General features: G+C 50.7%; 21 protein-coding genes and 1 tRNA gene. 21 read left to right on the top strand and 1 reads right to left on the bottom strand.

The features are described 5' to 3' along the window. Positions 1–9: 9 nt before the first annotated feature. The 8 genes from FYJ52_RS02510 to FYJ52_RS02475 all read left to right on the top strand — a co-directional run bounded on the left by FYJ52_RS02510 (position 10) and on the right by FYJ52_RS02475 (position 7,727). Positions 10–720, top strand: coding sequence for a winged helix-turn-helix domain-containing protein (locus tag FYJ52_RS02510; protein ID WP_154575680.1), 711 nt, complete (start codon positions 10–12; stop codon positions 718–720). A gap of 17 nt (positions 721–737) precedes the next feature. Then, positions 738–2,450: a sensor histidine kinase gene (locus FYJ52_RS02505; RefSeq protein ID WP_154575679.1), complete on the top strand. Its 1,713-nt coding sequence runs from the start codon at positions 738–740 to the stop codon at positions 2,448–2,450. 155 nt (positions 2,451–2,605) lie between these two features. Continuing rightward, on the top strand, positions 2,606–3,001 hold the full coding sequence (locus FYJ52_RS02500; protein WP_154575678.1) for a GntR family transcriptional regulator: 396 nt from the start codon (positions 2,606–2,608) through the stop codon (positions 2,999–3,001). Continuing rightward, on the top strand, positions 2,994–3,692 hold the full coding sequence (locus tag FYJ52_RS02495; protein WP_154575677.1) for an ABC transporter ATP-binding protein: 699 nt from the start codon (positions 2,994–2,996) through the stop codon (positions 3,690–3,692). The genes FYJ52_RS02500 and FYJ52_RS02495 overlap by 8 nt, the downstream gene beginning before the upstream one ends. After that, complete coding sequence (locus FYJ52_RS02490; protein ID WP_154575676.1) at positions 3,686–4,483, top strand: hypothetical protein; 798 nt, start codon at positions 3,686–3,688, stop codon at positions 4,481–4,483. The genes FYJ52_RS02495 and FYJ52_RS02490 overlap by 7 nt, the downstream gene beginning before the upstream one ends. 110 nt (positions 4,484–4,593) lie before the next feature. Further along, complete coding sequence (locus FYJ52_RS02485) at positions 4,594–5,016, top strand: hypothetical protein (protein ID WP_154575675.1); 423 nt, start codon at positions 4,594–4,596, stop codon at positions 5,014–5,016. Next, positions 5,013–6,005, top strand: coding sequence for a DNA/RNA non-specific endonuclease (locus FYJ52_RS02480; RefSeq protein ID WP_154575674.1), 993 nt, complete (start codon positions 5,013–5,015; stop codon positions 6,003–6,005). Before FYJ52_RS02485 ends, FYJ52_RS02480 begins: the two co-directional genes overlap by 4 nt. Positions 6,006–6,029: 24 nt before the next feature. After that, positions 6,030–7,727: a hydantoinase/oxoprolinase N-terminal domain-containing protein gene (locus FYJ52_RS02475; RefSeq protein ID WP_154575673.1), complete on the top strand. Its 1,698-nt coding sequence runs from the start codon at positions 6,030–6,032 to the stop codon at positions 7,725–7,727. A 75-nt stretch (positions 7,728–7,802) separates the two neighbouring features. On the opposite strand, the gene FYJ52_RS02470 is transcribed toward FYJ52_RS02475, so the two are convergent. Further along, positions 7,803–10,400, bottom strand: coding sequence for a heavy metal translocating P-type ATPase (locus FYJ52_RS02470; RefSeq protein WP_154575672.1), 2,598 nt, complete (start codon positions 10,398–10,400; stop codon positions 7,803–7,805). A gap of 348 nt (positions 10,401–10,748) precedes the next feature. Between FYJ52_RS02470 and sdaAB the strand changes: the two genes are divergently transcribed. The 13 genes from sdaAB (at position 10,749) to FYJ52_RS02405 (ending at position 25,950) form a co-directional block, all read left to right on the top strand. Continuing rightward, positions 10,749–11,465 carry an L-serine ammonia-lyase, iron-sulfur-dependent subunit beta gene (gene sdaAB / locus FYJ52_RS02465; RefSeq protein WP_154575671.1) on the top strand — a complete coding sequence of 239 codons (717 nt, stop codon included), beginning with the start codon at positions 10,749–10,751 and terminating at the stop codon, positions 11,463–11,465. After that, the gene (gene sdaAA, locus FYJ52_RS02460; RefSeq protein ID WP_154575670.1) at positions 11,458–12,324 is read left to right on the top strand and encodes an L-serine ammonia-lyase, iron-sulfur-dependent, subunit alpha; all 867 of its coding nucleotides are present in this window, start codon (positions 11,458–11,460) and stop codon (positions 12,322–12,324) included. Before sdaAB ends, sdaAA begins: the two co-directional genes overlap by 8 nt. Before the next feature lie 100 nt (positions 12,325–12,424). Beyond that, positions 12,425–12,501 (top strand) — tRNA-Lys (locus FYJ52_RS02455). Between the two features lie 223 nt (positions 12,502–12,724). Continuing rightward, on the top strand, positions 12,725–13,912 hold the full coding sequence (locus tag FYJ52_RS02450; RefSeq protein ID WP_154575669.1) for a Fic family protein: 1,188 nt from the start codon (positions 12,725–12,727) through the stop codon (positions 13,910–13,912). Positions 13,913–14,083: 171 nt separating this feature from the next. After that, positions 14,084–14,362 (top strand): hypothetical protein, encoded by a 279-nt coding sequence (locus FYJ52_RS02445; RefSeq protein WP_154575668.1) that lies wholly within the window; start codon positions 14,084–14,086, stop codon positions 14,360–14,362. 166 nt (positions 14,363–14,528) lie between these two features. Next, positions 14,529–17,102 carry a type I restriction-modification system subunit M gene (locus tag FYJ52_RS02440; protein WP_408003681.1) on the top strand — a complete coding sequence of 858 codons (2,574 nt, stop codon included), beginning with the start codon at positions 14,529–14,531 and terminating at the stop codon, positions 17,100–17,102. Between the two features lie 2 nt (positions 17,103–17,104). Continuing rightward, complete coding sequence (locus tag FYJ52_RS02435; RefSeq protein WP_154575667.1) at positions 17,105–18,325, top strand: restriction endonuclease subunit S; 1,221 nt, start codon at positions 17,105–17,107, stop codon at positions 18,323–18,325. A 204-nt stretch (positions 18,326–18,529) separates the two neighbouring features. Further along, positions 18,530–19,030, top strand: coding sequence for a restriction endonuclease subunit S domain-containing protein (locus FYJ52_RS02430; RefSeq protein ID WP_205960737.1), 501 nt, complete (start codon positions 18,530–18,532; stop codon positions 19,028–19,030). Beyond that, complete coding sequence (locus FYJ52_RS02425; RefSeq protein WP_154575665.1) at positions 18,985–19,524, top strand: restriction endonuclease subunit S; 540 nt, start codon at positions 18,985–18,987, stop codon at positions 19,522–19,524. The genes FYJ52_RS02430 and FYJ52_RS02425 overlap by 46 nt, the downstream gene beginning before the upstream one ends. Then, a complete protein-coding gene (locus tag FYJ52_RS02420) occupies positions 19,521–22,697 on the top strand; it encodes a type I restriction endonuclease subunit R, EcoR124 family (protein WP_154575664.1) in 3,177 nt (1,058 codons plus the stop codon). Before FYJ52_RS02425 ends, FYJ52_RS02420 begins: the two co-directional genes overlap by 4 nt. A 37-nt stretch (positions 22,698–22,734) precedes the next feature. Then, positions 22,735–23,679: a site-specific integrase gene (locus tag FYJ52_RS02415; RefSeq protein WP_154575663.1), complete on the top strand. Its 945-nt coding sequence runs from the start codon at positions 22,735–22,737 to the stop codon at positions 23,677–23,679. Between the two features lie 177 nt (positions 23,680–23,856). Next, complete coding sequence (locus FYJ52_RS02410) at positions 23,857–25,470, top strand: GGDEF domain-containing protein (protein ID WP_205960736.1); 1,614 nt, start codon at positions 23,857–23,859, stop codon at positions 25,468–25,470. Positions 25,471–25,542: 72 nt separating this feature from the next. Continuing rightward, entirely contained in the window at positions 25,543–25,950 is a 408-nt protein-coding gene (locus FYJ52_RS02405) for a C-GCAxxG-C-C family protein (RefSeq protein ID WP_154575661.1), read from the top strand. Positions 25,951–26,020 lie beyond the last annotated feature (70 nt).

Here is a 26,020-nt window from a genome sequence, read left to right as displayed (position 1 = left end):
GGCACAGGCATGAGGATTTTTTGCGTAGAGGATGACAACAGTATCCGCGAATTGGTCGTGTACACACTCAACCACTCCGGATACGAGGCTCAGGGCTTTGAAAGCGCTGAGCCTTTTTGGCAAGCGATGGCAGAATCGCAGCAGTCAGGCCCGGACTTGCTGCTGCTCGATATTATGCTGCCCGGCCAGGACGGCCTTTCCATTTTGAAACAGCTCAGAGCTCAGACGCAGACGGCGGCTCTGCCGGTCATCATGCTGACGGCCAAAGGGGAAGAAGTGGACAAGGTCATGGGCCTTGACGCCGGCGCAGACGATTACGTCGCCAAGCCCTTCGGGATGATGGAGCTGCTGGCGCGCATCAAGGCGGTGGCCCGGCGTGCAGGCGTCGACCACAAGACAGACGAGAGCGACGAGGCGATGATTGACGGCCCGATTGTCATTCATCCCAAAGCTCACACCGTTCAGGTCGACGGACAGTTCATCCAGCTCACCCTGAAGGAATACGACCTGCTCTCTGTGCTCATGCGCCACGCGGGCAACGTGATGACCCGGGACGCGCTGCTGACCGATATTTGGGGTTACGATTTTGACGGCGAGACACGCACCGTCGACGTGCACGTTCGGACCCTGCGCCAGAAACTCGGCACGGCGCGCAAAATGATTGAAACCGTCCGCGGCGTCGGCTACCGCATGCGCAAAGAAGCGAATTTCCAGAAATAATCCGAAAGAAAATCAAGATGAAAAGTGAAAAAAATCTAACCAGTCGGCTGTTCCGCAATATGGCGTGGACAGCTGTATTGATATTAGCGGCGGCCTTGGCGATTCATATTCCGACATTGTCTCACAGCTTCACGGCGTCCAGACGGGATTATCTGAATGCCACAACGGCGATCGTGCGCCGGACCTTGGACGAAAACCCGACGGATCAGCTCGCCTATCTGAAAAAAATTGGGAAATCATCGAAATTTAGAATCACTTGGATCGCAGAAAATGGCAAAGTGCGCTACGACAACGAGGCGGACGTGTCGACCATGGAAAACCACAAACACCGCCCGGAAGTGCAGGCGGCACTGAAAAAGGGAAAAGGTTCGGCTTCCCGATTTTCGAATACCCTTTCGGAATCGACGGATTATTGTGCGATGCGCCTGAAGGACGGCAGCGTGATCCGCCTGGCGCAGACGCGGCTGTCGACCTTTGGGGTCTTCGGCCGTTCGCTGTCGATCATCGCCTTTTTGATTTTCAGTGTGATCGTCATCGCTTTTCTGCTGGCCGGCCGTCAGTCGAAGGCCGTCGTCGATCCGATTATCAATTTAAATTTAGATGACCCGCTGAACAACGATACGTACGACGAGCTTTCGCCCCTTCTTCAGCGGCTCAATCTCCAGCGGACCCACATCGAGCAGCAGTTTGAGATGCTTAAAAAACAGCAGAACGAATTGGAGGCCATCACGTCTTCAATGCGCGACGGTCTGGTAATCATCAGCCATACAGGAAAGGTCTTGAGCGTCAATGACGCGGCGCGCCAGTTCTTCAGACTTTATCAGAACCCGGGCAGCATGACCTATCTCCATCTGGACCACAACAACGATTTCCTCAAGCTCATTCAAAAGGCCATGGCGGGTGAGTCGTCGGAAATGAACTGCAAGCGGGACGGCCGCTATTATCAGCTGATTGCCGGCCCTGGCGAAACTGACGGCGGCATATACGGCGCGGTGCTTTTCATCATTGACGAGACGGACCGGCAGTCCGCCGAACGCTTGCGCCGGGAATTCACTGCCAACGTGTCGCACGAGCTGAAGACACCGCTGACGTCGATTTTAGGCTACGCGGAAATCATCGGCAACGGGATTGCCGATCAAGACGACATTCCCGAGCTTTCCAATAAAATCATCGAGGAATCGCGTCGGCTGCTCAAGCTGATTTCAGATATATTGCGACTGTCCCAGCTCGATGAGATGGCAACGGACGAAAAGACGGAACCCGTGGATCTCGTCGGCGTGTCGAAACAAGTCGTTCACGATTTGGCCGCGAAGGCAAAGAAAAGCAGCGTGTCCCTTTCGGTAGAAGGGGAAGCGGCACCGATTCAGGGTATGGCGACGACCCTGTACGAGATGATCTACAACCTTGTGGACAATGCCGTCGCCTACAACCGGGAAAACGGCAGTGTTGCTGTCAAAATTTCGGAAGACGCATCGGAAACGCGGGTTGCGGTGGCAGATACCGGCATTGGCATCGCCTTAGCGGATCAGCCGCGCATTTACGAACGGTTTTTCCGGGCAGACCCGAGCCACAGCAAGGCCACCGGCGGCACCGGGCTGGGCCTTTCCATCGTCAAACACGGCGCGATGCTGCACCACGCGACGATCGACTTGGATTCTGAATTGGGCAAAGGTACCACGTTTACCCTCCGGTTTCCGAAAATGACCGACGCCGAAAATACGGGTGCGTAAAAAAATTAGCGGTGCCATAGGCGAAGCGCGATAGAACAGTTGAGAGACTGTTCTATTTTTTTTGTTTTAAATAAAAAAAGCATTGACAAATGACTTGTACGTCTTTATTATTGTATTAAGTAATTAATGCAAATATAAAAAGAAAGGAGATTCCGATGAAATGGCATATTGACGCGAAGCAGCCGATCTATTTGCAGTTGATCCGTCAAATTGAGCGGGCGATCCTCTCCGGAGAATACGCGCCGGGGGAAAAACTGCCGCCGGTTCGGGAACTTGCAGCGGACGCTTCTGTGAATCCCAATACCATGCAGCGGGCGCTGGGCCAGTTGGAACAAGTTGGACTGGTGTACGCTAAACGAACCCTTGGCCGGTTTGTCACGGAGGATGCGGAGCTGATTGCTTCGTTAAAAGAGAAAGTGGCGAGAGAAATGATAGCGGATTTTTTGCGGCGGATGCGCGAAATGGGCATTACGTCTGAAGAAGCGGCGGAGATGATCCGCAGCTACGGGGCAGCGTCTGAAATAGAAAGAGAGGAGTATCATCATGAATGAAATTTTGAAGGCCGAACAGCTGACCAAACGGTACGGCGGCCAATGTGCGCTGGATCACGTTGATTTAAGCCTTGAAAAGGGAAAAATCGTCGGTTTGCTGGGGCCAAACGGCAGCGGCAAAACGACGCTGCTTAAAATCATCGCAGGGCTGCTTTCCCAAAGTGAAGGCGAAGTGATGATTGACGGCGAAGTCCCGGGGAAAAACACGAAGCAGATCGTGGCCTACCTCCCGGACCGGCCGGCTTTTAGCAAGTCGATGCGCGTGCGCGATTTGGTTCAAAAATTAAATGATTTTTATGACGATTTCGATCAGGAACAGGCGCATCAGCTGTTTGCCGAAATGGCTATCGATTTAGAGAAGCGCTTCAAGGAATTGTCCAAGGGGACGATCGACAAGGTGCAAATCATTTTGGCCATGAGCCGAAAAGCTGAACTTTATCTTCTCGATGAACCGATCGGCGGGGTCGACCCGGCGGCACGGGAGCTCATCATTAAAACCATCATCAACAATTACAATCCCGCTGCGACGGTTGTCATCGCGACCCATTTAATTTCAGATGTGGAGCCAATTCTCGATGACGTGGTCTTTTTGAAGCAGGGGCACGTTGTGTTACATCAGGATGTTGAAGGGCTTCGGGCGGAACGCGAAGAATCAGTGGATGAAATTTTTCGGGAGGTCTTCTCATGTTAGGCAAATTGATCAAATACGAATTTAAAGAAAGCTGGCAGCCGATGGTGATCGTTTTCGGGCTGCTGTTGGGTGTCGCGCTGATCGACGGGATTGCCATGCGCATCGGTTCTCGGATTGAGCTCTTTGCCGATGTAATGGCAGTGATTTTTGTCCTGCTCATCGGAGTGGCTGGCGTGCTCGTAGTGGTCTGGACCGTCAAGCGATTTTACGATAATCTGCTGTCGGATCAGGGGTATATGACCATGACGCTGCCGGCGAGTGCGGCTGAACAAGTTGGCGCAAAGCTGATCGTCAGCCTCGTTTGGATTTTGGCTTACGCCGCCGCGGTGCTGCTGAGCTTGGGACTCCTATTCGTCGCCTCCGGCGGGTACGCTGAAGTCGTGAGACAGGGCATTTCCTCGGATTTCCAGCAGTTTCAAACGAGCGTCGCCCAATATCATCTCTGGGTGTCATTCTGGCTGTATCTCGTTTCGGCCGTCGTGAGTTTAGCTGAAACCATTTTAACCGTCTATTTTGCGATGGCAGTCGGCCAGCTGGTTCACCGGCACCGCGGGCTCTTGTCGGTTGCGACGTGGATCGCCATTTTCGTGGTCGAGCAGATTTGTTCTTTCAGAATCATGTACACCATGTTCGGCAATATGAACACCATCGTCTCGACAACTGATTTCAGCAAAGTGGTTGCAGCGTTTAACCAGTTCGGTGTCATCGGGCTGGTGATCACTTTGGCGGTAGGCGCCATCTGGTTCATTGGGACGAGCTGGATCCTGGACCGCCATCTCAATTTGGAATAAGATGATAAAGAAAGCATAAGCAAAAGCTGACGGCGAGTCTAGCCGTTGGCTTTTTTTGGGTGTTGTGGTATAGTGTGATCGTGAAAATTTAAAGAAAGAAGGGAATTTTTGTGATCCTCGTGATGTTTCTCGACCCGAAAAACGGCATGGCCTTTAACCACAGGCGGCAAACCCGGGATAGTGCTGTCATCGACCGATTAAGACAGTTATTTCCCGGGAAATGTTTCTGGGGAACGCTGAAAACTGAAGCCTTGTTTGACGGGCAGGAAGGCGTCACTTTTCGAGCCGACACCGATTTTTTAAAGAAAGCCGGAAAAGGCGAGATCGCTGTGGCAGAATTTGCGTCGAGCGAAGCGCTTCTCGACGTAGACGCCAGCATCGAGCGGCTGATCATTTACCGGTGGGATAAAGTTTATCCGGCCGATTTGATCTGCACTTATCCGCTTGCGCCCAAGGGGTGGAACCTGACCGCGCAGCAAGTCTTCGCCGGGACATCTCACGACACGATCACAGAAGAAGTGTACACGAGATGAAAAATAAGACAAACGTTTTTTGGCACCGGCTCGCCGTCGGCATTGTGCTCAGCGCCGTGCTGGTGTTGTCCGGCTGTGGCGGCGCGGCGGGATCTCAATCCTTTGATTTGAAAAATCCGGTCACGAAGCGCACGACCCAGGTCAATGCAAAGACAGCGGCGGATCTGAGCCAAATCCCGAATTATTCGGGGGACCCCTACGTCGCGCTAAACGGCAACAAGCCGAACTTTACCGACAGTGATTTGACCACCAAATCCTACGAGCATTACAGCGATCTTGACAGCCTGGGGCGCTGCGGCGTTGCGATGGCCTGCATCGGCAGGGACACCATGCCTAAGGCGGGCGAAAAACGCGGCAGCATCAGCGAAGTCAAACCGACGGGCTGGCACAACGCGCGTTACGATTTTGTGGACGGCAAAATGGTGTACAACCGCTGCCACCTGATCGCCCACGAGCTGACGGCCGAAAACGCCAACGAAAAGAACTTGATTACGGGTACGCGGTCGATGAACGTCGACGGCATGCTCCCCTTTGAAAACATGGTGGCCGATTACGTCAAGGAAACCGGTCATCACGTGATCTACCGCGTGACGCCGATTTTCCAGGGCAACGAACTTGTGGCCCGCGGCGTCCAGATGGAGGGGGAATCCGTCGAAGATAAAGGCGACGGCATTCTGTTCAACGTCTATTGCTACAACGTCGAGCCCGGCGTGACCATTGACTACGCGACGGGCTACACCCGCGCGGACGGTTCCGGGAGCACGGATAGCGCGAGCCCGTCGAACAGCAGCACCGCGGACACCTCGGCGACAAGCAGTCAGGACGACACGGTTCAGACTTACGTCATCAATAAACGGAATAAGAAATTTCACAAACCGGATTGCTCCGGCGTTGCCCACATGGCGCAGGCCAACAAACAGACGGTCAATGCCAAACGCTCCGATTTGATCAATCAAGGGTATTCACCCTGCGGCATTTGCAAACCTTAAACGCGCATTCACAGAAAGGAACATATGACAAAAGAAAAAAAGCCCGCGGCCTGCGTCCTCGGTATTGACACCGGGGGCACGACGACCGACGCCGTACTCTACGACCCGCTGACCGAGACCGTGGTCGCGAAGGGGATGGCACCGACGACGCGGCAGGATCTTAAAAACGGCATCCACCACAGCATTGACAGCCTGCGCCCAGTGAGCGGCGCAAAGCTGTCCGACATTCAAATCGAAAAAGTCGTCTTGTCGACGACGCTGGCGACCAACGCCATTGTCGAGGGGCAGGGACGCCCGACGGGGCTGATTCTCATCGGCTCAAGGCCAAAAGGCGATCTGCCGACCGATCAAGTGGCGCAAATCACTGGAAAAATCAACATCAAAGGGCGGGAGACCGAGCCTATGGATCCGGACGAAATTGAGAAAGCGGTCACGCAGATGCTGCCAAAGGTGGAAGCCATTGCGGTTTCGGGCATGATGAGTGTGCGCAACAACGCCCACGAGCTTGCGGTGAAAAAAGTGATCCGCTGTCATTCGAAAATGCCCGTGGTCTGCGGTCATGAGTTGTCTTCGAAACTCGGCTATCACGACCGGACGGTGACGACAGTGCTCAACGCGAGCCTGATTCCGATTATCGAGGGATTTGTCCAGGCGGTGCGCGAAACCATGGCCGAACGCGGCATTGCGGCGCCGGTTTATCTCGTCAAGGGTGACGGGGCGCTTGCGAGTCTCGAGACCATTGCGAGCAAACCGATTGAGACGATTTTGTCCGGTCCGGCGGCGAGCATTCTCGGCGCGATGGTGCTCGCGAAAACCGACAGCGGTATTGTTGCCGACATGGGCGGTACGACGACAGACACCGGCGTGGTGCGCCATCACAGCCTGACGCTGTCGCCAGTCGGCGCGAAGGTCGGGCAGTGGCAGACTCAGGTAGATTCGGCGAAGCTTTCGACTTTTGGCCTCGGCGGCGACACGGAAATTTATCCCGACGCCGGGGCGCCGGTTTTAACGACCCACCGCGTGCCGCCAGCTTGCCGCGGCGGTGCAAAGGAAGATTTAACGCCGACCGATTTGCTCTGCGCGGATGGCAGTTTGACCCAGTGGGACACTGCGGCGTCCCAATACGCGCTCCAGTTTCAGAGCCGGCGCGCTGGAGCAGACGCGGCGGATTACCTCAGTCAGGCGAAGGCCCTTGTGGTGGACCGCATTGTGGCGCGGGTCTTTAACGAAGCGGATTACAGCGAAGGGGAGGACGCGAAGCTGCCGGTCATTGCCATCGGCGCACCGGCCAAAACCTGGTACACCCTGGTTCAAAACGAAGCGGACGTGCACCGGGACATTCTTGTCCCTGAACATTTCGAGGTGGCCAACGCTGTCGGCGCGGCGACGGCGGCCATCGAAGAACGTGTGGAAGCTCTGGTTCGTCCCGACGAGGCGACAGAAGGGTATGTGGCGCACGTCGGCGGCCGGTCCGTCTTTTTTGAGGACAAGGATGAGGCGGTGGCCTTTGCCCGAAAAGAAGCCGGGCAGATCGCCCAGCACCAGGCTGAAAGCCAAGGGCCCGAGACCATTCACACCGACGTGACCGACGAAGACATTCAGCAGAAAATCGGTTGGCGCTGGCGCTACGTGGAAACCCGGGTGCAGGCGGTGGCCCGTTCGGGGCACCTCACCCTCGTGCCGGAGGAAGAAAAACCGGCTTTTGAGAAAAATTTCGATTAACTTGAAGATAAATAAAAATCCGGCGGGAGGTCTCCCGCCGGATTTTTTACGGTTGATCGATAAGCTACTGCGGTCTCAGCCTTCGCTGTCGACGCGGACGAAGGTGTAGTCTTTGTCTTCAATGGTGGCTTTTAACGTTGAGGTGTCGATGGGCGCGTTCAAAGTGATGACGGCCGTGCCCTTTTCGTGGCTGACGACGGCGTCGTCGACCTGGGGCAGGGCTTCCAGGGCTTTCTTGACGGTGGCTTCGCAATGGCCGCACATCATCCCTTCAATGGTGACCGTCGCTTTGGCGACAGCACCGGCTTGCGCTTTCGGCGAGGCTTCGGGCTTTTCTGATCTGTCGATTAAGACGGTGTCGGCAGGCAGGGCGTTTGCCTTCGGTTTGTCGTGCCGGGTGTCGTATACCTTGAAGAGGTTCAGCCGCAGGGCATTGAGACAGACGAAGACGCTGGAGCAGCTCATGGCGGCAGCGCCCCACATCGGGCTCATCGCGAGGCCCCAATGGCTGTAGGCGCCGGCGGCCAGCGGAATCAAGAGGACGTTGTAAATCAGCGCCCAGAACAGATTTTCGACGATGTCGCGGTAAGTCTGACGGGACAGTCGGATGGCGGCGGCCGCGTCGGTCAAGTTGGACTTCATCAGGACGACGTCGGCCGCGTCGATGGCGACGTCGGTGCCGGCGCCGATGGCGATACCGATGTTGGCGCGGGTCAGAGCCGGGGCGTCGTTGATGCCGTCGCCGATCATGGCCACCTTGCCGTGCTGCTGCAGCGCGCGGATAATGGCTTCTTTCCCTTCGGGCAAAACCCCGGCGGCGACTTCGTCGACGCCGGCCTGGGCGCCGATGGCTTCAGCTGTTCGCTGGTTGTCGCCGGTGAGCATGACCACATGGATGCCCATTTGCTGCATTTGGCGGATCGCTTCGGCTGAATCCGCCTTGATCGTGTCGGCCACGGCGATGATGCCGAGGAGCCGGCCGTCTTCAGCGAAAAACAACGGCGTTTTGCCTTGTGCGGCCAATTTTTCTGCAGCGGCTGTGGTCTCGGCGTCGAGAGACGTGACGGAAGCAATAAACGTGCGGTTCCCGCCGGAAAGGGTTTTGCCCTTTAAGACAGCAGTCAGCCCGTTGCCCGGAAGGGCCGTAAATGCTGTGACGTCGCTGAATGGTGTCTGTTGCTCTTCTGCGTAGGCCAGCACCGCTTTGGCCAGCGGATGTTCGCTTTTCTTTTCGAGGGCGGCGGCTTTGGCGATCAGCGTTTCGGCGCTCACGCCTTCAGCGGGGAGCACATCGGTGACCTTCGGTTCGCCGTTGGTGATCGTGCCGGTTTTGTCCAAAGCGACGATTTGCACCGTTCCCGTTTCCTGGAGGGATTCTGCCGTTTTGAACAGAATGCCGTTCTTGGCGCCCATGCCGTTGCCGACCATGATGGCGACGGGCGTGGCCAGGCCGAGGGCGCAGGGGCAGGACACCACGAGAACCGTGATCCCTCTTTGGAGCGACAGGCCGATGTCGCCGCTGCTGAGAATCAGCCAAATGACCGTGACCGCCGCCGCAACGGCGATGACTACGGGGACGAAGACTCCGGAGATCGTGTCGGCCAGCTTGGCGACCGGCGCCTTTGTGGTAGCGGCGTCGCTGACCATCTGGATGAGCTGCGCCAAGGTTGTGTCTTCGCCGACCCGCGTCGCCCGGCATTTGAGAAAACCGCTTTGGTTCAGTGTCGCAGAGGTGACCGCGTCGCCGACTGCCTTGTCGACGGGGATGCTTTCCCCGGTCAGGGCGGATTCATTAACGGCGCTTGCGCCTTCGACGACGACGCCGTCGACCGGGATGTTTTCACCGGGGCGAACGACGAAGATATCGCCGCTTACGACGTCATCGATACCGATGGTGATTTCTTCGCCGTCTCGGATGACGTTGGCCGTTTTCGGCGCGAGCTTCATCAAACTTTTCAGTGCGTCGGTGGTGCGCCCCTTGGAATAGGATTCCAGGGTTTTGCCGATGGTGATCAAGGTGAGGATCATCGCGGCGGATTCAAAATAAAAGTCGTTCATGACGGCCATGGCGGCGCCGCTGCCCTGGTGAACTTGAACGAAGGTCATGAAAAAAAGCATGACGGTCGAATAGCCGAAGGCGGTGCCGGAACCGATGGCGATCAGCGAATCCATATTGGGTGCGCCGTGGAACAGGCTTTTGAATCCGGAGACGAAGAATTTGCGATTAATGATCATGGCCACGATGGTCAACAGCATCTGCATCAGGCCCATGGCTACGTGGTTGCCGACCATGAACGCCGGCACGGGCCAATGCCACATGTGCACCCCCATTGAGAAATACATAAGGACCAGCAGCACGGCTACGGAAGCGGCCAGGCGGTGGACCATCAGCGGGGTGGTTTTGTCTTCGAGGGCCGCTTCTTCGGCGGCGAGCTTCGCACTCGCGCTGATCCCCTGGTTGTTTTGGGCATAATCCCGGCGTTTCGCGCCGTAGCCGGCATCTTCGACGGCCTTGACAATGTCCGCTTCGCTGGCACTGCCCTCGACGCGCATGGAGTTAGTCAACAGGCTGACCGCGACGCTGTCGACGCCGGGCAATTGGCCGACGACTTTTTCGACACGGCTTTGGCATGCGGCACAGGACATGCCGGTAATATCGTATTGTTCTGCCATGATGATTATCCTTTCTATCGTGTTATTCATGAGCTTTGGATTCCATCAATACCCCTACAGGGTGTTTGATTGGTCCCACTATATACCGCCTTGGGGTATTTGTCAATACGGAATTATATTTTTTCATAATCTTTAGATCGGCGCCTTTCTTGACAATTGGGATTGTAAACAGTAAGATAAAAACATTAAAAAAGGATCGTCACCATGGATGAAGGGGACAGGTCGTCATGAAAAATTAAAAAGCGAAACGCACGGTTTGCCAAAGCGGGCAATTTTCTCGAAAAGGTGGACCAGTGCGTTTTTTATGTTATCAATAATGGTAAATGAGCGCATAGAAGGGAAATCAGTATGAACGTCATGGATGTTATCGGGCCGGTGATGGTCGGCCCCTCGAGTTCGCATACGGCTGGGGCCGTGCGCATCGGCAAGGTCAGTCGGCGCCTGCTCGGTGAGAACGTTGCGGCCGCCCACATCGGGCTATACGGCTCGTTTTTAGCCACTGGGCGGGGACACGGCACCGACAAGGCGCTGATCGCTGGACTCCTCGGGATGGATGTGGACGATATGGGGATTCCAGATGCTTTCGACATCGCACGCACGATTGGCTTGGACTTTGATTTCTACGAAGCAGATCTCGGGGATGACGCCCACCCCAACTCGGCGAAGCTGGAGCTGACCGGGGTGAACGATAAACGGCTTGAGATCGTGGCGTCCTCCATTGGCGGCGGCCGCATTGTCATTCAGGAGCTGGACCACCTGACCGCTAATTTCTCGGGGGATTATCCGACGCTCATTGTCCACAATCTCGACCAGCCGGGGCACGTCTCAGAGGTCACGTCCATGCTGGCGCACAAATTGGTCAATATCGCGACGATGCAGCTTTACCGCTCTGGCCGAGGCGGCCACGCGGTCATGGTCTTGGAATGCGATCAGGAAGTGCCGGCTGGCGCGCTCACATGGCTTAAAAAGCTGGAGGGCGTCGAAAAGGTGACGTATTTAAGCTTACTGGAAGACATTGCGGATGATCGGATTCAAACCAATCGTCAAGGAGGCACGCATGATTGATGCACTGAAAAATATTATCGAGACCGAACAAAAGACAGGGAAGCCCTTCTGGCAGATTGTCCAGGAAGACAGCTGCACGGAAAATGCGGTCGACCCGGAAGAGTCCTTTGAGGCCATGCGTGCGACGCTGAAAGCCATGACCGATTCAGTTGCGGATTACGACGCGGGACGGACGTCCGCCAGCGGTCTGGTCGGCGGCGAAGGGGCAAAAATTGAAAAACGGCGGAAAGCCGGTAAGCTGATCTGCGGCGATTTGATGGGGCGCGTCATGGAAATTGCGCTCAAAGTCGGTGAGTCCAACGCCTGTATGCGCCGGATTGTCGCGGCACCGACGGCCGGTTCTTGCGGTGTGGTGCCCGCGGTGTTGATCGCTGTGGCCGAGCAAGCAGGGTTCACAGAAGATGATCTGGTCAAGGCGCTGTACGTCGCAGGGGGTATCGGCGGCGTGATCGGGGAACGGGCGTTTCTCGCCGGAGCAGCCGGTGGCTGCCAGGCGGAAATCGGTGCGGCCTCGGCGATGGCGGCCGGTGCGCTGACAAGTTTGTACGGCGGCGATGCAGCGGCCATTGCCAACGCGGCGGCCCTGGCGCTCAAGGGGCTTTTGGGATTGTCCTGCGATCCAGTCGCCGGACTTGTGGAAGTGCCCTGTGTCAAGCGCAACGCTCTCGGTGCCGTCAACGCGGTCATTTCAGCAGACATGACTCTGGCCGGCGTCAAGAGTCAGATTCCGCCGGACGAAGTCATCGACGCCATGCGCACCATCGGTAAAAATATGGATCCCGATATTAAAGAAACGGGGATTGGCGGTCTGGCCGGAACGGAAACCGGCAAGGCGATCAGCCAGAAAATTAAATTGTAACGGCAGGCGCCCAGCTGAATTCTCGGCTGGGCGAAAATTAATTTAAAAAAACCCTTGCAAAGCGTATGTGAAATTGCTATAATAGCTAAGTAATTTGCGAGGGCCATTAGCTCAGTTGGCTAGAGCACCTGACTCTTAATCAGGGTGTCCAGGGTTCGAGTCCCTGATGGCCCACCATTTGAGAGTATGCGTTAGACCGAAACGGTCTAGCGCTTTTTTTATATATGTTCATGATTCGAAAAGGAAAACATGTCACAGTTGGAGAAATAACTGTGACGATTTGACCGAAAATGTCACGGTTAGAGAAATAACTGTGACGATTTGACCGAAAGTGTCACGGATAAAAAACAACTGTGACGATTTAAGTGAAATATCATGGTAAAAGGGAAGAAAAAATATTATGAAATATCGGACACTTAAATCCATATGGTACGAAGATAAAGATCATTACAAAACTGAGAAGGATCATCGGGCAAATAGCCTTGAAACGGTTCAATTACCACTTATGATTCACCATCAACCTTCTTTTTATGTTCCAGATATAAATGCGATAAATTTAATTGAAACAATTAATAAAAAAGAAACAAAAATATCAAATTTATATAACGCTTTGCCGAGATCGGCTAAAGAACTCTACGCAATCAGTTGCTTAATTGATGAAATTCATTATTCCAATGACATTGAGGGAGTTCGTAGTACCCAGAAGGAAATAAAGAAAGCTTATGATCTTCTGCAGACTACAGGAGAAGTGGATAATTATACACGTTTTTCCTCAATTGTAAACAAGTACGTTAAATTTAATTCAGATGAAATGATCTCTTTGTCCTCTGCACAGGATATTCGGGCATTATATGATGAGATTATCTTGCCGGAAATTAACGAAGCAGATTTCCCGGATGGCCAAATATTCCGAATGAAAGATGTCTACGTTGTTGATGCAAGTGGAGAAACCATTCATACTGGTATTTCAGGAGAAGAAGCAATTATTCAATCAATGGATCAGGCACTATCCGTTTTAAAATTGAATATTCCCGCGTGTATTAAAATCTCTATTTTACATTATTATATTGGTTACATCCATCCGTTTTATGACGGCAATGGACGATTGAACCGCTTTATTAGCAGTTATCTCTTATCGCAGTCCTTTGACAGCATCATCTCATATCACTTGTCTTATATCATCCAAAAAAGGAAAAAACGTTATTATGATGCTTTTGAAACATGCAATGATAAAATAAATTCAGGCGATATTACACCATTTGTCTTAACTTTTATGGAGATCATCAATGATTCAATCGATGAAATTTTGGATAAAGTACAAGGCGGAACGGAGTTGCTGAATAAATATTCTGATATGATCAAGGAATATGATATAAATAATGAGCAGAAAAGGCTTTTGTTCTATTTAGTCCAGAATGCATTGTTTTCGATTATGCCTTTCACTGCACAGGAACTTGCTATTCTTATGGAAAAGAATCCACAGACCATTAAGCGCAATATAAACCGCCTTATACAATCAGGGTATCCAATTGTCTTGGAGAAAGATGGCCATAAAAATACATATCGCATTGATTTAAACCTTCTTTGATTTTGCACCGCGAACCGGTCGGGATTTCCAACAGGTTCGCATTTTTTGTGTAAGGATAATGAAAAGAGCATCATAAGTCGACTCCAACTGTGTCCACGGAGCGCACCCAATTAAAAATCTTTCATGATAAAATGATTCAAACACGGCATGAACGCGAAGGGGGAAATCGAAATGAAGGCTATATTTAAGCAGGCTGATTTACAGGCCATAGCCGATGCCATGGTCGACGTATTGCGTGGGTACGAAAACGGCAGCAGGACGACGACGGCTCGTTTGGCGCACCAGTTGGGATATACGGATTTAACGTTATTCGATTTGCTGGACGTGCACAATGCCCTTTTACGCGCCGCCCAGGAAAATCATATGGAGCTGGATTTTTCTGAACACGATGGCAAGGTGGAGGGCTGGCCCTTTAATCTGGATTTTATTGTAAAACATCATAAAAGGTAAACGCGGTACGGCGCGATGGCAGCCGAAAGTGTAAAACGGCGATAGAGTGGCTTAGCCCTTCTATCGCTTTTTTGTATGGCTGAATGTAAAATCAAGCAGAAATTATCATACAAGTATAATCGACGGACATGATATAATAAATTAATATGTCAAAAGAGAAGGGGTTATGATGAATAAACAGCAGCTGGCTTCAAAAATATGGGAATCCGCGAACCGTATGCGGTCCAAAATTGAAGCGAACGAATATAAAGATTATATTTTAGGTTTTATTTTTTATAAATATCTTTCTGAAAAGGAAGAGCATTGGCTCCTTGCACGGGATTACACGCCGGCAGATATTCAAGCATACGTCAATGAAGAGGATACGGAGACCGTCGCCAGCGCCCAGCAAAGTCTTGGCTATTTTATCGCGTACGCTGATTTGTTTTCCACCTGGATTCAGATGGGGCCGGATTTCAGTGTCGACAATGTGCGGACGGCACTCTCTTCCTTTGCCCGTCTGATCTCACCTTCCCATCAGAAGGTGTTCGAAGGCGTTTTCAACACCCTGGAAACCGGGCTGTCTAAATTAGGCGAGAACACGAAAACACAGACGAAGGCCGTCAGCGATTTGATTCATTTGATCAACGAGATTCCGATGGACGGTCAGCAGGATTACGATGTCCTTGGCTTTATCTACGAGTATTTGATCGGCCAGTTTGCTGCCAATGCGGGGAAGAAGGCTGGAGAATTTTATACCCCGCACGAAGTCTCTCTTTTGATGTCAGAGATTATTGCGAATCATTTAAAAGACAGAGAAGCAATCAAAATTTACGATCCGACCTCTGGCTCGGGTTCGCTGCTCATCAATATCGGCCACGCCATTGCCAAATACATGGATGATCCAAACCGCATTCGCTATTACGCGCAGGAACTCAAAGCGAATACTTACAATTTGACGCGGATGAACCTCGTGATGCGCGGGATTTTGCCGGACAATATTGTCTGCCGCAACGGGGACACCTTGGAAGAGGACTGGCCCTATTTTGATGAGTCCGACCCGGCGGGGACCTACGATCCCCTCTACGTCGATGCAGTGGTTTCCAATCCGCCCTATTCTCAGCGCTGGGATCCCTCTGGGAAAGACAATGATCCCCGTTATGCCCGGTACGGCATCGCGCCAAAATCCAAAGCCGACTACGCCTTTTTGCTGCATGACTTATATCACCTTAAGCCCGACGGGATCATGACCATTGTGCTGCCCCACGGGGTTTTATTCCGGGGCGGCGAAGAGGGCGAAATTCGCAAAAACCTTATTGAGTACAACAACATTGACGCCATTATCGGCCTGCCGGCCAATATCTTTTTTGGCACGGGTATTCCGACCATTATCATGGTGCTGCGCCAGAAACGCGAAGATACCGACGTTTTGATTGTCGATGCCGCCAAGGGATTTATCAAAGAAGGCAAGAACAACAAATTGCGCGCCTGTGACATCCGAAAAATTGTGGATACGGTCGCCAGCCGGAAAGATGTGCCGAAATACGCACGGTGTGTGAGCAAAGCAGAAATTCGCCAAAACGACTACAATCTCAATATTCCGCGTTATGTCGATTCGTCGGCGGATTCTGAAAGCTGGGATCTTTACGCGTCGATGTTCGGCGGCATTCCAGAGACGGAATTGGCTCAATTTAGGGCATATTGGCAGGTTTTCCCGTCTTTGAAAGACGCGTTGTTTTCGAGCGATGGCCACTATGCGACGATCAAAACAGACGACATGAAGGCCGTTATTACAGCGAATGCCGACGTATCAGCCTTTTACGCTCACTACACACAGGCCTTTGACGGTTTTCGCGCTCAGCTGTCCCATCAGCTCATTGATCAGGCGGAGACGGCATCTATCCCCAAGGCAGAAGATGCCATCGCGCAGGCGATCTTTGACCGGTTTCAGCAGATTCCTTTGGTTGATCCCTACGAAGCCTACGAAATTTTCAAAACCCATTACGATCAGATTGCCGGCGATTTGGAATTGATCCAGACCGAGGGCATGGCCGCGGTGAAACAGGTTGATCCCAACATGGTTGTGAAAAAGAAACGGGGACGGGATACAGAAGTCCAGGAAGGATGGAAGGGCCACATCCTGCCCTTTGACTTGGTCCAGAAACAGCTGCTTTCAGAAGATTTACAGCATCTTGAAACGCAGAACGCCAGGCTGCAGGATATCCCTTCAGAATATGAAACGATTTTAGAGGAACTGAGCGAAGAAGAGAAGCAAAATCTGGGGGATGCGCTCAATGACACCAACGATGCGTTTGTCATGAAGAATCTCGCCACGACCCTTAAAATGCTGAAAGAAGATTCAGAAGAGAACGCCGCGTTGATTACCCAGTTGACGCGGGTGAAACAACTTAATCAAGAAGAAAAGGCGCTCAAAAAAGAGATTAAAGAAAAAAATGACGCCCTGCATTTGAAAACAAAAGCGACGATCGAGGCGCTTTCTGACGAACAGGTGCATGCCTTGCTCGAAGCGAAGTGGCTCGAGCCGATTTGCGGTGGTATCGCGCAATTACCGCACGACTTGCTGAAAGACCTGACGCAAAAAGTTCAGGCGTTGGCCGATAAATATTCAGACACCTTTGAAGGTTTGGAAAAGGAAATCGCCGAGACCGAGCGGACGCTTTCCAGCATGCTTTCCGATTTGGAAGCGCCAGAAAGCGATCTTGCCGCCATTCGTGAGTTGCAGAAGCTTTTGGGAGAATAAGGATGACACAACCGAAAAAAGCGCCGGAAATTCGTTTTAAAGGGTTTACGGACGATTGGGAACAGCGTAAGTTGGGAGAAGTAGGCTCTGTGTCTATGTGCCGCCGTATTTTCAAAGAACAGACTTCCGAAAGTGGCGACATTCCTTTCTATAAAATTGGGACTTTCGGTGGACAAGCTGACGCTTATATTTCAAGAGAGTTATTTGCTGAATATAGGTCAAAGTATCCTTATCCAAAAGAGGGTGATATTCTAATATCTGCTTCTGGTAGTATTGGCAGAACTGTTGAATTTACAGGGAAAAATGAATATTTTCAAGATTCAAATATCGTATGGTTAAGCCACGATGATAGACTTGATAATACATTTTTGAAATGTTTTTATTCCGTCGTGAAATGGGCAGGGATTGAAGGCAGCACAATTAATAGACTCTATAACGACAACATTTTGAATACTGTTATCAGTATGCCATCAATTGCTGAGCAGAAGAATATTGGCACATTTTTTAAGGAGTTAAACCACCTTATCACCCTTCATCAGCGTAAGCATAAAAAGCTATTAAATATCAAAAAATCAATGCTTGAAAAGATGTTTCCAAAAGATGGCGAGGTCGTTCCGGAGATCAGATTCAAGGGTTTTACGGACGCTTGGGAACAGCGTAAGGTTGGCGAACTGACAAATGTACTTTCAGCTTCTCGCGTCCATAAGGAAGAATGGGCTGAAGATGGTATTCCGTTTTTCAGGTCAAGCGATGTAGTTTCTGCTTTCAAAGGTATAGAAAATGAGAAGGCATTTATCTCGATTGAACTTTATGAGAAGTTGGCAAAGTCGTCTGGCAAATTAGAGCAAAACGATATTTTGATAACAGGTGGTGGCAGTATCGGAATACCTTATATTGTGCCGGACAATAAGCCTCTGTACTCGAAAGATGCCGATCTCATATGGATAAAGCATTCGGCTAATTTTGACAGCACATATCTGTATACATATTTTATTAGTGAAGAATTCAGAGAATATCTCGCCAGTATTTCTCATACGGGAACGATCGCTCACTACACGATTGAACAGGTGAAGGACACACCAGTAAGATTGCCATTGATTGATGAACAAAGAGCACTCGGAGATTTTTTCGTAAGCCTCGACCACCTTATCACCCTTCATCAGCGAAAGTTAAAAAAGCTTGAAACCATTAAAAAAGCGATGCTTGAAAAGATGTTTGTATAATATATTTGTGAATTATCGATGAGGACAAGCGAAAATACTTTCGATTAATTAGAGTGAGAGCGAAATTTAAAAGATTGTAATACGATTTAATGAATTTATGAACTTCTGAAAGAATTTTGTTGATGTATATTTTGGGAACAGCGTAAGTTGGGGAGCATAGTAAAAGAGGTCACTCGAACAGACGAAACTTTGGATGCACCGGTGATGATGATAACAGCAAATGACGGCTTTATTAATCAGTCAGAACGTTATTCTACTGATAATGCTGGGCAGAGTTTAAAGAAATATATCCTGCTTCATAAAGGTGAATTGGCATATAATCACGGTGCTTCAAAGCTACGCCCATATGGTTCTTGTTTTGCATTGACAACTGAGGAAAACGCCCGGATTCCGTTTGTTTATCACTGCTTTTCAACTGATACAGAGAATCCAGAATTTCTGTCTCGGGTGCTAAATGGAAAAACGATAAAAGGGCAACTCAGAAAAATTGTTTCATCTGGGGCAAGAATGGATGGCCTTCTTAATATTTCATATGAAGAATACACATCTATTTCGGTTGTGATGCCTGAAAAGGCAGAACAGGATATAATATCCGAATTTTTCAGGGGCTTGGATAATCTTATCACCCTTCATCAGCGAAAGTATAAATTGGCAAAGAAATGCAAACAATTTTTTCTTGGGAACAGCGTAAGCTCTCTGAAATAGCGCAGAGAGAGTCCGCTGCTAAGAAATCATCGACAGATTTTCCGAGCGTAGAATATGAAGACGTTGTATCAGAGGTTGGCATTTTAAATAAGGATGTCAGGCTCAAAGAAACTCAAAAAACAGGTATCGGTTTTGACGGAAGTCAGGTTCTATATGGAAAGCTCCGTCCCTATCTACACAACTGGTTAAGCCCCGATTTTAGTGGCGTTGCAGTAGGTGATTGGTGGGTTTTGAAGCCTGTTAATGTTGATCAGAGTTTCCTTTTTCGACTGATTCAAACAGAAAAATTTGATGACATTGCAAACCAGTCATCGGGGTCAAAAATGCCTCGCGCGGATTGGAATCTTTTATCAAATACTGAGTTTATGGTATCAGCAGAAATAGAGGAAGAGAGGAAAATTGGTCAGTATTTCTCTGAACTCGACAACCTTATCACCCTTCATCAGCGAAAGTACAAACAGAATCAAACGTTAAAAAAGTGGAGAATAAAATGATTGGATTTGATAAAGAATCAGACTTTGAACAGGCTTTAATCGCTGAACTCCAGCGTAATGGCTGGGGTAGAGATGTGATTAAATATCCGACAGAAGAGGATTTGATTCAAAACTGGGCCGATATTTTGTTTGAAAACAATAACGTCATCGACCGGCTCAACGGCGAACGGCTCACCCGTGAAGAGATGGACGAGTTGATCGACCAGATCAAAAGTCTGCGCACGCCTTTGGCGCTAAACAGTTTCATCAACGGCAAAACCGTTGCGATCACACGTAAAAATCCAAAGGACAAGCTGCATTACGGTAAAGAAGTTAGCCTGAAGATTTATGACCGCAGAGAAAATGGCGGTGGCCAGAGCCGCTATCAAATTGTGGAGCAGCCGAGATTCCCGCGGCACGACAAAGTGCTTCAGGACCGCCGCGGCGATTTGATGCTGCTCATCAACGGTATGCCGGTCTTCCACATCGAACTTAAAAAGTCCGGGGTGCTGGTTTCCGAAGCCTGCGGCCAAATTGAAAAGTACGCTCACGAAGGCGTATTTACCGGATTGTTTTCTCTTGTTCAAATTTTCGTTGCAATGAATCCGGAAGAGACCCGCTATTTCGCCAATCCCGGGCCGGACGGTCAGTTCAATCGGGATTTTTATTTTCATTGGGCCGATTTTAACAACGAACCGATCGGGGACTGGCGGGAAATTGTGAGAACCCTGCTGCACATCCCAATGGCCCATCAGCTGGTCGGTCTCTATTCCGTTGCGGACAAGGCCGACGGTGTGCTCAAAGTCATGCGCAGCTACCAAATTTACGCGGCGCAGCGCATTTCGGACACTGTGGCCGAAAACGATTGGACGGCGGGCAAACAGCTCGGCGGGTACATCTGGCACACCACGGGCTCCGGCAAAACCATGACGTCATTTAAATCGGCGCAGATCATTGCCAACTCGCGGGACGCAGATAAAGTCGTCTTTCTGATGGACCGCATCGAATTGGGAGTGCAGTCTTTCAAAGAGTACCGCGCTTTTGCCGATAACGCCGATGACGTTCAGGAAACAGAAGATACAGTGGCACTGATCGGAAAACTGAAAAGTCCCGATCCGAAAAATACGCTGATCGTGTCATCTATTCAGAAAATGAGCAACATCAAAGAAGATGCCGCCAGCAAGATGTACACCAAGGATTTGGAAGCCATGCAGGCCAAGCGCATCGTCTTTATCGTCGACGAATGTCACCGCTCCACTTTTGGTGAGATGCTGAGCCAGATCAAAGCGACATTTCCCAACGCGTTGTTCTTCGGGTTCACCGGGACGCCGGTTTTTGAAGAAAATGAAAAACTTCACAACACCACGGCAGATATTTTCGGCAATGAATTGCACCGCTACAGCATTGCAGACGGCATTCGCGATAAAAACGTACTGGGCTTTGATCCGACAATGGTCATGGTGTATCGCGATAAGGATTTGCGAAAACGCGTGGCCCTTTGTGAATCCGGTGCGCAGTCCGAGGCCGAGGCGCTCGCCGATCCCACCATGTCAAAGACCTATTACCACTACATGAATGCTGCCGAAGTGCTCATGGCCGGAAGCCGGCGGGAAGATGGCACCTATCAAAAAGGAATCGAGGACTATATTGGAAAAGAAGCCTGGATGACCGACGAATATCAGAACGCGGTGGTGGCAGACATCGTTGAAAACTGGCCAACCCTCAGCCGTAATCATCAATTCAGTGCTATTTTCGCAACGTCGAGCATCCCAGAAGCCACTCAATACTATCAGAAATTCAAGGCGCAGGCACCAGAACTAAAAGTGACAGGTTTGTTTGATCCGACCATTGATAATGCAGGCGGGAGAAAATCAAACGCAAAAGAAGACGGCTTAAAAGAGATGCTCGACGATTATAATGAACAATACGATCAGCATTTTAGCCTCAGCACCTACGCGGGTTTTAAAAAAGACGTGTCAGCACGGCTCGCGCACAAAAGGCCCTACACGCGAATGAAGAAGGCGGAAGAACTGGACCTTTTGATTGTCGTCAACCAAATGCTCACAGGATTTGATTCCAAGTGGATCAATACTTTGTATCTGGATAAAATATTGGTCTATCAAAATTTGATCCAGGCCTTTTCTCGGACCAATCGGCTTTTTAAAATCGATGAGAAGCCTTTCGGCTCCATCCGGTATTATAGAATGCCCCACACCATGAAACGCAACATTGAAAACGCGGTGAAACTGTATTCTGGCGATCGCCCGAGAGGGTTATTCGCAGATCATCTGCCGGATAATATTGCACACATGAATTTAAGCTTTAAAGAAATGCAGGCTGTTTTTGTCAATGCGGGTATTCCCAATTTGGATCATCTGCCCAAAGAGACCGCAGACAAAGCTAAATTCGCCAAATTGTTCCGGGAATTTTCGACGTATTTGCAAGCGGCTCAGATTCAAGGATTTGTGTGGGATAAAGACGTCTATCCCTGTGCGGTCGATGGCGAAGATTTGGAAAACCAAGATCGGCAAATCGAAGTGATCGTGACCCAAGAAAAATACAATATTTTGCTGCAGCGGTACAAAGAATTGCGTCACCCTTCCGGAGATGATGACGGCGGGGATGAAATCACCTTTCCGATCGACCCGTATTTGACTGAACAAAGGACGGGCCAAATTGACTACGAGTACATGAATACGCGATTTGAAAAGTGGAAGAAAAAGCTGGATCAGCCCAATGTTCCAAAAGAGGTTTTGGATCAAGCCTTAGAGGCTTTGCATCAATCCTTTGCGTTCTTATCACAGGACGATCAAAAATATGCCAACCTGTTTTTACACGACGTTCAAGCGGGAGATGTGCAGCTTGAAAAAGGAAAGACCATATCGGATTATATTGCGCAATACGCCAAACGCGCGAAAAACAATCAGGTCGCGCGGCTGCATCGATATCTAGGGGTTGACGAAGAAAAAGTTTATCATCTTTTAGAGACGCACGTTACCAAAGCCAACATCAATGAATACGGTCGTTTTGATTCGTTAAAAAATACCGTCGTCAAAGAAAAAGCACAGCAGTATTTTGCTGAGGTTGACGGAAAGCAAATGCCCATGTTTCGCGTCAACAATCGCGTCGATCAACTATTGACCGATTTTATTTTGTCAGGGGGCAAAGAAATTCCAGAGCCAGAAGAAAAATAACAGCCCGCGCTTCATCAGCATGAAAAAGGAGAAAGTCATGTTGAATGAAGCGAGAACGACAGATTTATTTGCGGATTATTATGAAAATTGGGTGAAAATCTATAAAGAAGGGGCCATTCGAAAAGTGACCCTTGAAAAATACAAAATGACACAGGCCTGGGTGAAGCGCCTTGTGCCGGATTTACGGCTTTGCGAAATGACACGGATTGTCTATCAACAGATGATCAATGATTACGCAGCGTTTCACGAGCGACAGACGACGATGGATTTTCATCATCAATTGAAAGGCGCTATTTTGGATGCGGTGGACGAAGGGCTCATCGATCGCGACCCGACGCGGAAAATCATCATCAAAGGTAAAACTCCGTCTGCGAAGAAAACCAAATATCTTAATCAGTTTGAATTGCATACGTTGTTGACCAGCCTTCACCTGGCAAATGAGGTGAACTGGGATTGGTTTATCCTGCTGGTGGCTAAAACCGGGATGCGTTTTTCAGAAGCATTGGCCTTAACGCCTAAGGATTTTGATTTTGCCCATCAACTTTTGTCTATCAATAAAACGTGGAATTACAAAGAGCATGGCGGTTTCATGCCGACCAAAAACAAGTCTTCGGTGAGGAAAATACAAATTGACTGGCAAACGGTCATGCAATTTGCCGAATTGACGCGGGACTTGCCGCCGGAAGAACCGATTTTTGTTAATAAGATAAAAGGGCGGTATGTGCCGATTTATAATTCAACGGTGAACCATCGCTTGGCGCATCATTGCAGAAGACTCAATATTCCAGTCATTTCGGTCCACGGCCTTCGGCACACGCACGCATCAATCTTATTGTTTGCCGGCGTATCTATCGGCAGCGTGGCCAGACGCCTTGGACATGCCAGTATGACGACGACGCAAAAAACCTATCTGCACATTATTCAAGAGTTGGAAAATCAAGATATTGATTTGGTCATGCGGTCATTGGCCAATTTGACGTAGCTAAAAAATAAAAAGACATGCTGATGAAGCGCACCATTGGCGCCCAAGACTTGGGCGCTTTGTAACGTGAACACGCCGCCTCGCGCCACCTCTGTCACACAGCATGCAGGATGCGCCATCTTTTTTAATGTTGTATAATGGAATCATCAAACGGAAGGCGCAGGGGGGGTGATGCGAATGGACAGAAATACAAAAAACAGGACCGTTGACGAACACAAAAAAGACACGGCGGCGGAACAGCGGCGGGAAAAAATCGGTCGTTGCGTTCTGCTGCTCATTATCGGCGTGCTGGCGGTGTGCCTGTTGGCCGGGCAGAAACCTGACTCAACGAACGTGATGATCCAGACATCGCCGATCCTTAAGCTTGACGGCGCCTGGACGCGGCAGGGAAAAGGCTGTACGGTGAGACTGCCCAAGGATCTGCCGGAGGGCAGTGTGCTGGAGCTGGGCTACATGCGGGGACAGTTTGCGGTCAAGCTGAGGGGCAAGACGATTTTTAGAAGTGCTGGCGACGACGCGGCAACGGCTCTTCGCTGGATTCCCCTGCCAAAGGGAAGCGCCGGCGGCAGGTTGACGGTTCAGGAGAGCGATCAGGATTCAGATGTATTGTCCACCCTCAATGCCGCTTCGGTGATTGGCTCCCAGGCGGCGCTGCAGCGCAGACTTTTCTTTTCGAATCTCTACGCCTTGATCTTCTTTTTGTGCTTCAGCTGTGCGTCCGCCTTTATTTTATACGCTGCCTTTCGCCAAAAGCGCCGCAGAGGCGAGAGACAGCCGACGTCGCAAGTTCAGCTCGCCTTATTTCTTCTGTGTGCCGGGGTTTGGGCGCTGACGGATTCCCAGATACTGCAGCTGGTGACGGCTGACGTGAACCGGGGGGCCATGGTCAGCGTGCTCGCATTCTTTTTAATGCCGGTCTTCTTTCTGCAATTTCTCGAGACTTTGCTGCCCAAATTAGGGCGTCTACGAAATCTGAGGATGCTTTTTCTTTTGAATGCGGCCGTTGGATTGGTCTTGCACACGACGGGTTTGGTTTCTGTGTATCCGTACATGATCACCAATCATGTGTTATTAATCGTGATGATGATGATCGTGATACGGATTTTCTCAAAAGACAAGGCCGCCGGCCATCACGGAATTCGGATAGGCTGCATCGTTTATTTTGTATGCGAGATTGCGGCTCTGGTGGCCTATTATCTGCATCCCAATTCGCGGGGATACGCGTGGCTTATTTGCTTGGGCGTGTTTTTGCTGTCGATCGGCTGCCTGAATGCGTGGTTCAATCAATATTTGGAAGATCTGAACCGGCTCACAGAAAGCGAACTCTACCGGAAGCTCGCCTACCGGGATGAGCTCACGGGACTGGGCAACCGGGCCGCCTACGAGCGAGACTGGGATCAAGTCAAACCGGAAGCGGGCGCAACGCTGATCATGTTTGACATCAATGGGCTTAAGGCAACCAACGACACGTGGGGCCATGCATTTGGAGATCAGCTGATTCGAACAGCCGCCGAAGCCATTGAGCAGGTCTTCGGCGAGATCGGCACGGTCTATCGCATCGGCGGGGATGAGTTCCTGGTGCTCCTTGTGGGAACGGCCGCGGCGGATGTATCACAGCGGCTTGAAGCCTTTGCGGCGCGCAAGCACACCATGGATCACGGTATTCCGGTAGAGATCGCCTGGGGCATGGCCGCCACCGATGAGGTTCCCGCCGCAGCGCTCTTCCGTCTGGCCGATCAGCGGATGTATCAGAAAAAGCGCGAGATGCACACCGAAGCTGGCAACGCATAAAGCCTTGCGGTTCGTGGCTTCTCGTGATATGCTGATAAAAAACGAATGAAGCGATCAGAAAGGAAGATAATTATGCAAACCGTTTTAGAACGTGCTAAAGTCCTTCGCGCCGATCCCAACGTGCATTACAACTGTGCTCAGGCGGTGCTGATCCCATTTGCTGAACGCGCCGGGCTGACAGCCGAACAAGCTAATGCCGTCGCGACCCATTTCGGAAGTGGGATGTGCGCCGGGCTGACTTGCGGCGCGGTCACCGGCGGGCTCATGGCTCTCGGCATCAGCGGGGCAACAGATTCGGCCGATGCCCACGAATTTATGCGCCGGATGAGGGCGGGCCACGATGGCGTCATCGACTGCGCCCATCTCCTCGCCGCGAATGCCAAAACAGGCACGCCGAAGAAAGTTCACTGCGACGGGATGGTGTACGAAGCTGTAGCAGCAGTAGAAGCCATTTTGAAAGGCAAAGGCCTGATCAAGTAAATCTTAAAATCAGAAATATTGTAAAAAATAGACGCTTGTGATCTGAAAAAGATCATAAGCGTCTATTTTA

The organism is Pseudoramibacter porci (genome assembly GCF_009696145.1).
Lineage (GTDB): Bacteria > Bacillota > Clostridia > Eubacteriales > Eubacteriaceae > Pseudoramibacter > Pseudoramibacter porci.
The sequence above is the reverse complement of the archived record's forward strand: the minus strand, read 5'-3'. Positions and strand labels throughout refer to the sequence as shown.

Coding starts and splice junctions, on each gene's coding strand:
- FYJ52_RS02510 (WP_154575680.1), top strand. CDS start 10: ATGAGGATTTTTTGCGTAGAGGATGACAACAGTATCCGCGAATTGGTC.
- FYJ52_RS02505 (WP_154575679.1), top strand. CDS start 738: ATGAAAAGTGAAAAAAATCTAACCAGTCGGCTGTTCCGCAATATGGCG.
- FYJ52_RS02500 (WP_154575678.1), top strand. CDS start 2,606: ATGAAATGGCATATTGACGCGAAGCAGCCGATCTATTTGCAGTTGATC.
- FYJ52_RS02495 (WP_154575677.1), top strand. CDS start 2,994: ATGAATGAAATTTTGAAGGCCGAACAGCTGACCAAACGGTACGGCGGC.
- FYJ52_RS02490 (WP_154575676.1), top strand. CDS start 3,686: ATGTTAGGCAAATTGATCAAATACGAATTTAAAGAAAGCTGGCAGCCG.
- FYJ52_RS02480 (WP_154575674.1), top strand. CDS start 5,013: ATGAAAAATAAGACAAACGTTTTTTGGCACCGGCTCGCCGTCGGCATT.
- FYJ52_RS02475 (WP_154575673.1), top strand. CDS start 6,030: ATGACAAAAGAAAAAAAGCCCGCGGCCTGCGTCCTCGGTATTGACACC.
- FYJ52_RS02470 (WP_154575672.1), bottom strand. CDS start 10,400: ATGGCAGAACAATACGATATTACCGGCATGTCCTGTGCCGCATGCCAA.
- sdaAB (WP_154575671.1), top strand. CDS start 10,749: ATGAACGTCATGGATGTTATCGGGCCGGTGATGGTCGGCCCCTCGAGT.
- sdaAA (WP_154575670.1), top strand. CDS start 11,458: ATGATTGATGCACTGAAAAATATTATCGAGACCGAACAAAAGACAGGG.
- FYJ52_RS02450 (WP_154575669.1), top strand. CDS start 12,725: ATGAAATATCGGACACTTAAATCCATATGGTACGAAGATAAAGATCAT.
- FYJ52_RS02445 (WP_154575668.1), top strand. CDS start 14,084: ATGAAGGCTATATTTAAGCAGGCTGATTTACAGGCCATAGCCGATGCC.
- FYJ52_RS02440 (WP_408003681.1), top strand. CDS start 14,529: ATGATGAATAAACAGCAGCTGGCTTCAAAAATATGGGAATCCGCGAAC.
- FYJ52_RS02435 (WP_154575667.1), top strand. CDS start 17,105: ATGACACAACCGAAAAAAGCGCCGGAAATTCGTTTTAAAGGGTTTACG.
- FYJ52_RS02430 (WP_205960737.1), top strand. CDS start 18,530: ATGATGATAACAGCAAATGACGGCTTTATTAATCAGTCAGAACGTTAT.
- FYJ52_RS02425 (WP_154575665.1), top strand. CDS start 18,985: ATGCAAACAATTTTTTCTTGGGAACAGCGTAAGCTCTCTGAAATAGCG.
- FYJ52_RS02420 (WP_154575664.1), top strand. CDS start 19,521: ATGATTGGATTTGATAAAGAATCAGACTTTGAACAGGCTTTAATCGCT.
- FYJ52_RS02415 (WP_154575663.1), top strand. CDS start 22,735: ATGTTGAATGAAGCGAGAACGACAGATTTATTTGCGGATTATTATGAA.
- FYJ52_RS02410 (WP_205960736.1), top strand. CDS start 23,857: ATGGACAGAAATACAAAAAACAGGACCGTTGACGAACACAAAAAAGAC.
- FYJ52_RS02405 (WP_154575661.1), top strand. CDS start 25,543: ATGCAAACCGTTTTAGAACGTGCTAAAGTCCTTCGCGCCGATCCCAAC.